This is a genomic window from Methanimicrococcus hacksteinii, from assembly GCF_032714515.1.
Lineage (GTDB): Archaea > Halobacteriota > Methanosarcinia > Methanosarcinales > Methanosarcinaceae > Methanimicrococcus > Methanimicrococcus hacksteinii.
In genome coordinates, this window is sequence record NZ_JAWDKC010000028.1 from 22,248 (window position 1) to 34,791 (window position 12,544).

A 12,544-nucleotide genomic window follows, 5' to 3' on the forward strand; every position below is an offset into this window, starting at 1 on the left:
ATTTGCCGATATAATTTATACACCTTATCTATTCGTCTACCAATCGACAAAAGTTATATATATCTCAAAATAATTCTTATTTTATATTTCTTGTAGCACACTGTAAAATTACAACTGCATTATCTCGTAATGTTCGATGTTTTTCGTTCCGTAAGTAAAATGCAGCTGCGGTTGAGCAGATTCCGATGAATTCGGATATTTTATAACTCTAATTGAATTTTGAGGAGTTGGATAATGAATAGAAAAATGAATGGAAAACAAAACAGTATCTTAAAAGCTCGAAAAACGGTTTTGATTGCTTTATTATTTGTGTCTGTCTTTTTTATTCTCGGCACAGCAGCCGGGGCAGAAATTAAAACCGTTTCTGATTTTAAAAACATGGGAAACGCCGGAACTTACACTTTGGCAAATGATTTGGTGATTGATGCCGAAACATGGGACTCGCTTTCTTTGACAGGGATTACATTGGACGGCAGCGGCCGCTTTATCACTTTAACATCTGACAGCAGCTCGGAATTTGAAGGCATTTTCAAAGAACTTGACAGTTCGTCCGTTTCAAATTTGGTTATTAATGTTGCCGCAGATTTGCAGTTCAGCGGCACATCCGGTATTTTGGCGGCAGCCGCGATTGATTCAAACATTGACAATTGTCACGTCAATATTTATGAAACCGTTACCGTTACAGGATCCGGCGCTTCAACTTTCGGCGGTTTAGTCGGCAATTTTGACGGCAGCGGCGGCGAAGCCGTCAGCAGCAGCAGTGTCAGCATTTTCTCTCCATTCGAAGGCATTGACAATACCGGCGGTTTAATCGGAACACTGACAAACGGCACCGTCACGCAAAGTTATGTTTTCGGAGATGTTTCGGCAACAGGAGATGTTGCCGGCGGTTTAATCGGTCTGATGAAAGACGGAACCGTCGAAGAATCTTATGCTTCAGGGGCCGTTTCCGGCGGCGACAATGTCGGCGGTTTGATCGGTCTGACGGAAGACGGAGATGTTAAAAATTCCTATTCCGTTTCCTATGCGGGCAGCGTTCTGACAGGCAGCGGTAATGTCGGCGGTCTGATCGGCAAGATGTCCGACGGGTCTGTTGATTATTGTTATTCTGTGCAGACTTGTCAAGAATTGGTCGGTCAAAAAGATGGCGGAACTGTTTCTGACTCTTATTTTGTCGAAACAACGACTGACTCCGGAATGAGAGATTATAATACATTTTCCGGATGGAGTATTGAAAACGGTGCCGCGACAGGAACTAAAACGTGGTTCATCTATGACAGTTTTACTTACCCGCAGCTGGCTTGGCAAAAGCAGCTGACATATGATATTTACGTTGATTCGGCTGACCATTTGGAAAAAATCGGCCGTGATTGGGGAACTTTTTCAGATGCCAAGGGAAAAACTGTGAGAGGGTTTGCCAATGCGCGTTATATTCAAGCCGACGACATTGAATTTACGGGAACAATTGAGGACACAGGTGTCACACATCCGTATTTTAACGGCATGTATGACGGAAACGGCTATCAAATTAAAAATTTGACAATTGAATATTCCGGAACAAACGTGTATACCGGTTTTTTCCCCTGTGTTGTTGACGGTGTTTTCCAAAACATAAATCTTGTTAACGCAGATGTTTCTTCAAACGGCGGGCATGACGGTATTTTAATCGGCCGCATTTTCGACGGCAGTTCGAATTCAGCGGCAACGCAAATTATTAATTGTTCTGTTGACGGTCAGCTTCGGGGAACGAATTATTCGGGAAGCTTTGTCGGGAATCATACAAACGGAACGCTGAGCATTGCCAATTCTGTTTCATCAGCGGATGTTTCAGGCGGCTCTTATGTCGGCGGTTTGGCCGGTTTCAGCAGCGGCCCGAGCACACTTGTTTACAACAGTTCTTCTTCCGGCTCTGTTCAGGCGCTCGGCGAGAATGCAAGCGGCCTTCTCGGCGGCGTCGGCCTGTCTTCCGGCGACGCTTCTTTGCATTGTTTGACTGTTCTTGACAGTTCTTCTTCCGGACAAATTGAAGCTTCTCAAAATGCAGGCGGCTTAATCGGCTATATTCATTTCCGGTCAAATGTCGGAATTTATAACAGCAACCATACGACAGGATTGGTTGCGATGACCGGTTCCGGAACTTTTGCTGATTCTGTTATCGGTGAGTTGATGGATTCCGGTGCAGGCGGATTAGTCGGAAACATTCGTTCGGATACTTTGATTCAAAACAGTTATGCCACAGGCACAGTCAAATCGGCTGATTTCGGCGCAGGCGGTTTAGTCGGCTGCAGAATCGAAGGTGCATTAACGATTGAAGATTCTTACTTTGAAGGAGAGGTTGAAGCTTCCACAGATGCGGCCGGCGGTTTGATCGGAACAACAAACAGCGGTAATATTGTCGGCAGCAAAGCTTCCGGCGTTGTTACGGCCGGCGGCAGCAGCGCAGGCGGTCTGCTGGGTCATACTTACAGTTCCGTCAATATCACGAAAAGCAGTTTTGCAGGAACTGTCATTGCAGACGGTAATAATGCAGGCGGTCTGGTCGGTTTTGTTCAAAAAACCGGAAATATTTTGGAAAGCACGGCTTCGGCAAACGTTAAGGCGTCATCGAACGTCGGCGGCCTTGTCGGTGTTTTTAATTCCGGGAATCTTTTAGATTCTTATGCGAACGGCAGAGTTGTCGCAGACAATGACTCCGGCGTTTCTGCTGCAGGCGGTGTCATTGGTTATCTCCCTGCCGCGAACTCTGATCTGACTGTGGAGCGGGTTTATTCGACAAATGAAGTGACAGGCACCGGCAGCGCTGTCGGCGGTCTTCTCAGTCTTGTCGGAGACGGCAGTTCTGTAAAGACTGTGACTTTAAAGGACAGTTTTGCCTTCAACAATTATGTCGAAGGTGCAGCCGCAGGTGAAACCGGCCGCGTTTTCGGAACGGCTGATTCAACTGTCAATTTTGTATTGGATAACATTCAAGTTTTGGATTCAATACAAGGCAACTCTGATCTTTCCAAAGAAACCGCTGATATTTCCGAAATCGAAGATGCGGATGTTTTGTTCACGTTCAATGACGGCGGCAATATCGGTTCTGTTTGGGAACCGTTTTCCACAAACAGCTGGAAATCCGATTCTTCAGCCCAATACGGTTTCCCGATCTTGGTGTGGCAGGACGCGCCTCTCGGAATGTGGCAGCCGTGGCCGCCGGAAGGCACGATTGATAAAAACACAGGCGGAAGCAAATATGGCCAAGCTTATGTCGTCAACGCGGCAGGTTCCGGCTCTTCAAGCGGCACCGACAGCAGTGAATCAACAGGCAGTGAAAACGCTGAACCGAACACGCCGATTCAGAGTTATTCGAACGACTTGCCTGAAAACACGACAGCGTTCCCCTATTGGATTCTGATTTTAGGTTTCATTGTCCTTGCGGGCGTTGTTCTTTTTGTCGTCGGCCGCAGGTATATGAACTGAAAATGAGATCAATATTTTAAAATGAAAATTTTAAAATAAAAAATTGAAATTCAAACAAAGGCGATAATTCGCCTTTGTTTTTGATTTGTTTTGATTTGTTTTGATTTGTTTTGATTTGTTTTGATTTGTTTTGATTTGTTTTGATTTGTTTTGATTTGTTTTGATTTGTTTTGATTTGTTTTGATTTGTTTTGATTTGTTTTGATTTGTTTTATTTTTAATCTGATTTTTTTAAATTATTGTTTTTAATTCAATTCAAAGTCGATTCAAAGTCGTTTTTCAAAAATCTTTAAAGTTGTTCGAAACAAGTGCGCTTGTTCTTTTATATTTATTCTGCTATTTTAATAAAGCCGATTGATACATGAACATTCATTAAAAACCTTTTGATACAAAATTAATTTGTCATTTTCCTTTTTAGGGCAGAATAATTTGATATTTTCTGATCGGGATAAAATAACACGATTCCTTTTCAAATTCATAATTTTTGTTAAAAATCGGTCGTTATAATAATCTTTCTCGGTTTTTGTAAACCCTTTGCAATTTGTAAACTCAAAACCTTTAAGTACGAAATTTACGAATTTGATAGTTGATTGGAATGATAAACTTGAACATTCTGTAATAGATCTATTTTAGCAGATTGTTCTACCATCGGTTCGTATTTTTTATCATCCCGATTTCGTTTTAAATAATAAGGAGGATATATCCGTGTCTGACACAGTAGATATCTACAGCGATAGAGGACAACTCTTAGAGAGCAACGTCAACATTAGAGACCTTGCTCCGGTCAAAAACAAGGCGATCCAGAAAATTATCATGGACACCAAACGTTCAGTTGCCGTTAACCTCGCCGGTATCGAGAAATCTCTCGCAACCGGTAAAATGGGCGGCGCTGCAAAGCAAATTCTCGGCCGTAAACTTGAGTACAACTTGGTTGAAAACTCAGGCGCAATCGTTGACGCAGTTAAAAAACTGGTTCAGGTTGACGAAGGCGACGACACAGTTGTCAAGCCCTTGGCCGGCGGTAAACAAATTTTGGTTCAGATTCCGACAGCACGTTTGATGTCCGGCGCAGAATCCACCGCCTCCATGACTGTCAGTGCGGCAGCCATGACACAAGCAATCCTTGATGCTTACAACACCGACATGTACGACTCTATGATCGTCAAAGCAGCCTGCTGGGGCAGCTACCCGGTCACAGTCGGTATGGCCGGCAGCCCGATCAAAGGAATTCTCGACATCCCCCAGAACAATGAGGGTCTCGGCTATTCACTCAGAAACATCACATCCAACCACGTTGCAGCCATTACCGGAAGAAACGCAATGAACGCAGCCGCGCTCTCCTCAATCTATGAGCAGACCGGTATCTTCGAAATGGGCGGCGCAATCGGTGACTTCGAAAGACACCAGCTCCTCGGTCTTGCTTACCAGGGCTTAAACGCCAACAACATGGTTTACGACATGGTCAAAGAGAACGGTAAAGAAGGAACAGTCGGATCCGTTATCGAGTCCATGGTCGGCAGAGCCATTGAAGACAAAATCATCCACGTTGACAAAACCGGACCCTCCGGCTACAACTTCTACAAGGCAGACGATGTCGCCATGTGGAACGCATATGCAGCAGCAGGTACACTTGCCGCAACAATGGTCAACTGCGGTGCATCACGCGCAGCACAGGACGTCGCAGCAACAATGCTCTACTTCAACGACATCCTCGAAAAAGAAACAGGCCTTCCGGGCTGTGACTACGGTAAACTCCAGGGCGCATCCGTCGGTTTCTCCTTCTTCAGTCACTCCATCTACGGCGGCGGCGGACCGGGTATCTTCAACGGCAACCACGTCGTTACAAGACACTCCCGCGGATTTGCAATCCCCTGTGTCGCAGCAGCAGTGTCTCTTGACGCAGGAACTCAGATGTTCACAATCGAATCCACATCCCAGCTTATCGGTGATGTGTTCGGTACAATGGACGAGTTCAGAGAACCGATTAAAGCCGTTGCAGGAGCCCTCTAAATAACCAAAGATGAAGGTCTGATGAAACTATGACATGTCCCACTGAATCAGGATGTAACTGCGAACCCGCAGGCGGAAACACAGTTCAGATTGAAATTGTTCCGCAGAGAATCTTAAGTCCTGAGACATCGGAAAAGCTTCTCGGAAGAATTTACGATTGCGACGGTATTATCAGAGTAATGGTCCAAGGATCCCGTCTTCCCGACAAAGTCGGATACGGTCCCGGAACCGGCGAAAAAGTCAACCACCCGCTCAAAAAGTCGATTGAGGTGGAAGGTCAGCAAGTCGACATGCGTGTCACCTTAAGCCGCCTTCTTGTTGAAGTCGACAGCGACCAAACGGCTGATGAAATCAAGAAAATCTGCGACGAAACGTTCCCGTTTCCCTTTGAGTTCTACAAAGGCGTGTTTTTCAAGAAATATTCAACTGTCGTTGACTATGCCAAAATGGGTCCGGATCCCGATGAAAGACTGCTCGGCATGACCGATCCGAAAGGCAAACTCGATCAAATTGTCTTCATTGAAAAGGACGAAAAAGACAGCGAATAACTGTACAGCTCAAAAAGGTGAATATCATGATGAATTTCGACCGAAACACCCAAGTCGTTGACTGCCGCCTCGGCATCAGCCACGGAAAAGGCGGAAGCCTCGCGAGAGCGGGCACGCTTTCTCAAGCCGGAAAGCTTGACGTGGTCGTCGTTGCGATGGGTTCGGGAAGAAGACACGTGACAAAACCGATTTGCGAGATTACATACGCAATCCGCAGAGAAAACATCCAAACAGGCGTTTTGGTTCTTTATGCCGGCACCGGCTACCCCGAGTCGGGCACAATGGGCTCTTTCGGTATTGATCCGAAAGAAATTGACCAAATCAACATGCACAAAATGGCAATCATTCACTTCGGTAATGTGAGAAACCACTTTGTCAAGAAAGCCAGAGATATTTTCAGCGGCGTACGCATTCCCGCAGTTATTATTACACAAGCGCTTGTCGATTTCGAAGATTTCGCTAAAGTGGGCATTAAAACCCGTTACGTTAAACCTAAAGAGAAAGATCAGCTTTCCGACGGCGTTATCATGAATATCGTGAACGGCGTTACCAGAGGTGACGCGGCGCCGCGTGACAAACTCAGTGAGATTATCGTTAAAGTAAAGGAAACATTAGGCCAAATCCAATAAGGAGTTAAGAATATGGCATACAAAGCACAATATTATCCCGGTACAACCTCTGTTGCAGAAAACAGAAGAAAACACATGGGCCATGACTTGGAAAAATTGAGAGAAATTTCCGACGAAGACTTGACCGCAATCCTCGGCCACCGTGCCCCCGGTCAGGACTACCCCAGCACCCACCCGCCGTTAGCGGAAATGGAAGAACCGCCGTGCCCGATCAGAGAATTGGTCGAACCCACACCCGGCGCAAAAGCAGGCGACCGTGTCAGATACGTTCAGTTCGTTGACTCTATGTACAACGCACCGTCCGTTCCGTACGTCAGATCCTACTACGCAGCCATCAACTTCAGAGGTGTCGACCCCGGTACACTTTCCGGTCGTCAGATCGTCGAAGCACGTGAGAGAGACATGGAAATTGTCGCAAAGGACCAGCTCGAAACCGAGATGACCTGCCCGGCACGCTCAAGCCTCCGCGGTGCAACTGTCCACGGTCACTCTGTCCGTCTCCAGGAAGACGGCGTTATGTTCGACATGCTTGATCGAGCAAGACTCGAAGGCGACGTCATCATCATGGACAAAGACCAGGTCGCAATTCCGCTCGACAGAAAAGTCAACCTCGGCAAACCCATGTCCGAAGACGAATTAGCCAAGAGAACCACCATCTACCGTGTGGACAACGTTCCGTTCAGATCCGACGCAGAAACAGTTGAATGGGTTCAGCGCGTTTACTTGCAGAGAACTCAGTACGGTTTCAGACCCGGTGTGGAGAAAGCACAGTAAGGAGTGACAAAAATGGCACAAGAAGATATTTTTGCAAGATTTAAGAGATCCATGGAAATCAAGTTCGCTGAGGACTATGGTGACAACAGACAGGGCGGAACCGACATTACATCCAAGACTGAGAAATTCTACAGACTTGGTCCGGAACAGAGCCCCAGAAAGAGAGAAATGATTAAAGCCGGTAAAGAAATCGCAAAGAAAAGAGGACTTGCCGGTTACAACCCCATGATGCACAGCGGTGCACCGTTGGGTCAGAGAGCCATCACCCCGTACAGAATTTCAGGCACAGACCTTGTTTGTGACCCGGATGACTTACACTATGTCAACAACGCCGCAATGCAGCAGATGGTTGACGACATTAAGAGAACCAACATTGTCGGTCTCGACATGGCTCACGACACACTCGAGAAGAGATTGGGTAAGGAAGTTACACCTGAAACAATCAACAACTACCTCGAAAACCTCAACCACTCCCTTCCGGGCGGCGCTGTCGTTCAGGAAATGATGGTCGAATGTCACCCCGGCTTGGTCGACGACTGTTACGTTAAGATGTTCACCGGTAACGATGACCTCGCTGACGAAATCGACAAGCAGTTCTTAATCGACATCAACAAGATGTTCCCCGCAGAACAGGCAGAACAGTTAAAGGCAGCCATCGGAAACTCTTCCTGGCAGGCACTTCACATCCCGACAATCGTCATCAGATCTACTGACGGCGGTCAGACCAGCAGATGGTCTGCCATGCAGATCGGTATGTCCTTCATCTCCGCATACAACATGTGCGCCGGTGAAGCAGCTGTCGCTGACTTGTCCTACGCTGCAAAGCACGCTGGTTCCATCAACATGGGTGAAATGCTCCCCGCAAGACGTGTCAGAGCACCCAACGAACCCGGAGGCGTTTCCTTCGGTCACCTCTGTGACATTGTCCAGTCCAGCCGTGTCAACGTCGACGACCCCGCAAAGGTCGCTCTCGAAGTTGTCGGCGCAGGCTGTGTCATGTACGACCAGATCTGGCTCGGTTCCTACATGTCCGGTGGTGTCGGTTTCACACAGTACGCAACCGCAGGTTACACTGACGACATTTTGGACAACAACTTGTACTACAACCTTGATTACATCAACAAGAAGTACAACAACGCAGCCAAGACCGGTACTGCAAACAAAGTGAAGGCAACCAACGAAGTCATCAAAGACATCGCAACAGAATCCACACTCTTCGGTATCGAAGAATACGAGAGATACCCGTCTGCCCTTGAAGACCACTTCGGCGGTTCCCAGAGAGCAACATCCCTCGCAGCCGCAGCCGGCTGTGGTGTCTCCATCGCAACAGGAAACGGTAACGCAGGTCTTTCCGGCTGGTACCTCTCCATGTACCTCCACAAGGAAGCATGGGGCCGTCTCGGCTTCTACGGCTACGACTTGCAGGACCAGTGCGGTGCCTCCAATGTTTGTTCATACCAGGGCGACGAAGGTGCTCCCGCAGAACTCCGCGGTCCCAACTACCCCAACTACGCTATGAACGTCGGTCACCAGGGCGGCTATGCCGGTATCACAATGGCAGCACACTCCACAAGAGGCGATGCCTACACCGTCAACCCGTTGGTCAAAGTTTGTTTCGCAGACGACCTCCTTCCGTTCGACTTCACCAGACCGAGATACGAATTCGGTCGCGGCGCACTCAGAGAATTCGAGCCTGCCGGTGAAAGAACATTGGTCATCCCGGCCAAATAATTCTGTAAAATCTAAAATTCAATTTTGCCGGACTTTCATGTCCGGCAATCTTTTTCTTTTTTTAAAGTGGTTTTTCGGGTTATTTGAAAAATTCGTTTTTTTCAAAACCGATATGCATATAAACAATTGTGTTTTATAAAATTGCATCAATTTTTTTGGGATGTACGTTTGATGAAAACAAAAAATATGCAAATTATAACTGTCATTTTGGCAGCTGTTTTGGTTATTGCTTGTGCTTTTGCCGTTTGGAGTATCTACAGAAATGATCAAAATGAAGGTGATACAAACGGGAACGATAATCTCTCTAAAAGTATGACTGTAACGTTGGATTCCAATCCCAATACAGCTTATGATACTTTTACTTTAGACAGTATTATTTCCGAATCTGATTTCATTTTCAAAGGAACTGTTATTGAAGCAACACAAAACCTCGGCGAGAAAGAAGTCATATTGAAAGTTGATGACGTTTTAAAAGGTGATCTTTCTCCTCAAACGGTCATTCTTCACAGCAATTATAAGCCGCTGAATTTCGAAATCGGCGACGAGTTTGTCTTTTTTATCTCCGAAGGGTATGACGGCAAATACAAGGTTATGACAACTCAAGGATATTTGAAAAATATGAAATCTGATGCCGATGTTGGTTCCGGTGTTGATGCCGATATTGATGCCGGTGCTGAATATGCGGGCGAACGTTTCAAATCAACTTACGCGGATTTGAAAGAGAAGATTGAAAAATCAAATCTCGGGATTGTTGATCCGGTTGACCCTGTTGTTATGGATACGCTTGAAGTGACTTATTGGAATCCTTGGGGCGGGCCGACTGTCGGCGGCGGTATGGCGATTGATTATGTTGCTTTGACTTTGGCAGATTATATCAGCAGTTCTGCAATTATTGTTTCAGCAACCGTTACCGAAACAGCCGAATGGAATAATTCAACACCCGAAGGGAAAGCGAAATTGAAAGAACTCGGCTCTCCCTGGATTTATTCTTCCAATCGGGAATGTTATTTTGACGTCAATGAAATTCTGAAAGGCAATTTTGAAATCGATCACATTTATTTGAAAACAGACATGAAAACACCTGCATGGAATGTCGGCGACGAATATGTTTTGTTCATTGACGGATCATCGACAGGCAATTCCGATTACGAAATTTGTGTGACGGAAGGTTACTTGATTAAAAACGGTTCGAATTATGAAGGGATGTGGCAAAACAAATCCATTCCTTATGACGATTTGAAATTTTTAATTTCAATGCCTGAAGACGAACTGTCAATGTATCAGCGAATGGCTTTCTCGCCTCAAGTTTTCATCGGCGAAATGCTGACCTCGACCGAAAAGGATAAGCTTGTGTATGACGGCGACATGAGATCCGTTCAAGATCACCAAGTCCGTGTTATCAGTCCGATTAAAGGCAACCTTTCTGGAGAAATCAATTTCACATACACGACTTCTTACATGACAAATAAAATGATGGAAGATTATGTTAAGCGGGAGAATTGGACACTTCAAAGAGTCGTGAACACGTCCGGCCTTGAATCGGACGGTTCGGGATATTTCAGACCTCAGCATTGGGATCCGAAAGTTTCGCCGCTGAAGGAAGGCGACATTTGTTTGATTTTCCTTTGGGAAAACGACGGCCATTATTATATGGGTGCTTCAACAACGGATTACAGAATTGAAGAACATAACAAAAAAGAACTCCAGAAAATGGCAGAGGAATATCAAAAAACATTGGAAAGAATTGAGAAGTACATAACGTATGATTATTAATTCTCTGTTTTTTTCTGTTTTTATTTGTTTTTAACTTCCAACTCATTCGCAATCAAAGCAAATCATTTATAATCTCTTCTCTTTTATTTTTTGATTAATATGTCTTCAAAACTCACATCCCGAAAACTCGGTGTTATTTTGCTTGCAATTTCCGTTCTCATTATTGCATCCGTTGCCGCTTACGTGTATTATGAAAGCCAAAAGCCCGGAAATAAAAATTTGGGTGAAATCATGATCAATTGGTATATTCCGGATTATGATAAATTGGTTTCAGATTCTGATCTCATTGTGGTCGCCACGGTCACAAGCAAAAAGGGTGTTTGGGGAACTGATGACGGCGAAAAGCCTTCCGGTTTTGGTATTTATAAATCCGGGATTTACACCGAATATACATTCCGGCCCGATGACGTTTTGAAGGGAAATACAACAACAATCATCGGCCGCGCTCAAGGCGGTGAAGTTGACGGTTACACGCTGACAGCCACGCAAACGTCTTCCTTTGAAGTCGGCGATCAAGTGCTTTTATTTTTGACGGCCAACAAAGATGCCGACGGGAACCGGATTTTATGGTATTATATTCATTGGCCCGGCGTTTTTACGGAAACCGGCGACGGTATTTTTACAAACGATGTTTACGGCAATATTTCAACAGAACAGCTGAAACAGGACATAGCTTCGGGATCCGCGGCATAAATCACAGGTTCGGCCGGAATCGCAGAATAAATATGTTATAAAAGTATTCGTGATCAATATGATTGAAAGTTCAAAAGGAATGAAAATCGCGGTGATTGCTTTCTTCGCCGTTTTAATCGTTGTCGCGGTTTTGGGCGTCGGCGACAGCTGGGAACATCAAAGAGGAACAGGACTGCCTGTTAACGGCAGCATCGGAATGATGGTGATTTGTTATGATTTTCCCGAATTTGAAGAGCTGGCAGATTTCGATTTGATCGTCGTCGGCACGGTTTCCGATAAATACGGCGCTTGGGGAACCGAAGACGGCAAGAAGCCTTTGTCAAAATACAAGCTCAAGGACGCCGGAATTTATACGTATTATGAACTTGAAAACATTGATGTTTTGAAAGGCAATGTTTCCGAATTGACTGTCCGCACGCCCGGCGGAGAAGCAGACGGTTATGCACTTCATGTCGGCTCTTTCCCATGGATTGAAACCGGCGATAACGTTTTGCTGTTTCTGAGAACAAATTATGATGCCGATAATAACGTTTTGGATTGGTATTATATCGGAGAGCCGAATGTGTTTACGGAAATTGATGACGGCGTTTTTGAAAACGGACATTACGGTTCAATTTCAATTGAAGAATTAAAAGACGAAATTGCGAAAGCACAGGAAAGAAAAACAGAACAGTAAGCATATGAAGCAAAAATAAAAGAATCGGATGAAAATTTAAAAAGAGTAGGTTGGAAAGGGCTTTTAGTTCGATATGGTATTTGAAATGCGAAATTAATATGGCAATCCCTGTTCGGCGCGCTTAAATCGTTCTTCTCTATCTTTTTGAGCTTCTATCTTGAGTTGTTCTATTTCTTCTAACTCTTCCGGCGTAAACTCAATAATTCGTCCGGTCGGCCTAAATATTTCACTGAATTTTTCATGTCTCAT

General features: G+C 45.3%; 10 protein-coding genes. 9 read left to right on the plus strand and 1 reads right to left on the minus strand.

The genetic code is table 11. The annotated features are described in order from the left end of the window. Positions 1–234: 234 nt before the first annotated feature. From MmiAt1_RS08070 to MmiAt1_RS08110, 9 genes are all read left to right on the plus strand, one after another. Positions 235–3,462, plus strand: a complete 3,228-nt coding sequence (locus MmiAt1_RS08070; protein ID WP_318786375.1) for a hypothetical protein — start codon at positions 235–237, stop codon at positions 3,460–3,462. Between the two features lie 704 nt (positions 3,463–4,166). Next, on the plus strand, positions 4,167–5,471 hold the full coding sequence (mcrB, locus tag MmiAt1_RS08075; protein ID WP_318786376.1) for a coenzyme-B sulfoethylthiotransferase subunit beta: 1,305 nt from the start codon (positions 4,167–4,169) through the stop codon (positions 5,469–5,471). A gap of 29 nt (positions 5,472–5,500) precedes the next feature. Then, positions 5,501–6,019, plus strand: a complete 519-nt coding sequence (gene mcrD, locus MmiAt1_RS08080) for a methyl-coenzyme M reductase operon protein D (RefSeq protein WP_318786377.1) — start codon at positions 5,501–5,503, stop codon at positions 6,017–6,019. Positions 6,020–6,048: 29 nt separating this feature from the next. Further along, a complete protein-coding gene (gene mcrC, locus MmiAt1_RS08085) occupies positions 6,049–6,648 on the plus strand; it encodes a methyl-coenzyme M reductase I operon protein C (protein WP_318786412.1) in 600 nt (199 codons plus the stop codon). A gap of 12 nt (positions 6,649–6,660) precedes the next feature. Beyond that, complete coding sequence (mcrG, locus tag MmiAt1_RS08090) at positions 6,661–7,422, plus strand: coenzyme-B sulfoethylthiotransferase subunit gamma (RefSeq protein WP_318786378.1); 762 nt, start codon at positions 6,661–6,663, stop codon at positions 7,420–7,422. A gap of 12 nt (positions 7,423–7,434) precedes the next feature. Next, on the plus strand, positions 7,435–9,153 hold the full coding sequence (mcrA, locus tag MmiAt1_RS08095; RefSeq protein WP_318786379.1) for a coenzyme-B sulfoethylthiotransferase subunit alpha: 1,719 nt from the start codon (positions 7,435–7,437) through the stop codon (positions 9,151–9,153). 171 nt (positions 9,154–9,324) lie between these two features. Then, positions 9,325–10,926: a hypothetical protein gene (locus MmiAt1_RS08100; protein ID WP_318786380.1), complete on the plus strand. Its 1,602-nt coding sequence runs from the start codon at positions 9,325–9,327 to the stop codon at positions 10,924–10,926. Between the two features lie 138 nt (positions 10,927–11,064). After that, positions 11,065–11,619 carry a hypothetical protein gene (locus MmiAt1_RS08105; RefSeq protein ID WP_318786381.1) on the plus strand — a complete coding sequence of 185 codons (555 nt, stop codon included), beginning with the start codon at positions 11,065–11,067 and terminating at the stop codon, positions 11,617–11,619. Between the two features lie 58 nt (positions 11,620–11,677). After that, a complete protein-coding gene (locus tag MmiAt1_RS08110) occupies positions 11,678–12,295 on the plus strand; it encodes a hypothetical protein (RefSeq protein WP_318786382.1) in 618 nt (205 codons plus the stop codon). 93 nt (positions 12,296–12,388) lie between these two features. Here MmiAt1_RS08110 and MmiAt1_RS08115 read toward each other — a convergent pair whose 3' ends face one another. After that, positions 12,389–12,544, minus strand: coding sequence for a hypothetical protein (locus MmiAt1_RS08115; RefSeq protein ID WP_318786383.1), 156 nt, complete (start codon positions 12,542–12,544; stop codon positions 12,389–12,391).

What these genes read in the sequence shown, in the direction of transcription:
- mcrC (WP_318786412.1), top strand. Translation starts at nt 6,049, where the DNA reads ATGAATTTCGACCGAAACACCCAAGTCGTTGACTGCCGCCTCGGCATC.
- MmiAt1_RS08100 (WP_318786380.1), top strand. Translation starts at nt 9,325, where the DNA reads ATGAAAACAAAAAATATGCAAATTATAACTGTCATTTTGGCAGCTGTT.
- mcrG (WP_318786378.1), top strand. Translation starts at nt 6,661, where the DNA reads ATGGCATACAAAGCACAATATTATCCCGGTACAACCTCTGTTGCAGAA.
- mcrA (WP_318786379.1), top strand. Translation starts at nt 7,435, where the DNA reads ATGGCACAAGAAGATATTTTTGCAAGATTTAAGAGATCCATGGAAATC.
- mcrD (WP_318786377.1), top strand. Translation starts at nt 5,501, where the DNA reads ATGACATGTCCCACTGAATCAGGATGTAACTGCGAACCCGCAGGCGGA.
- MmiAt1_RS08070 (WP_318786375.1), top strand. Translation starts at nt 235, where the DNA reads ATGAATAGAAAAATGAATGGAAAACAAAACAGTATCTTAAAAGCTCGA.
- MmiAt1_RS08110 (WP_318786382.1), top strand. Translation starts at nt 11,678, where the DNA reads ATGATTGAAAGTTCAAAAGGAATGAAAATCGCGGTGATTGCTTTCTTC.
- MmiAt1_RS08115 (WP_318786383.1), bottom strand. Translation starts at nt 12,544, where the DNA reads ATGAGACATGAAAAATTCAGTGAAATATTTAGGCCGACCGGACGAATT.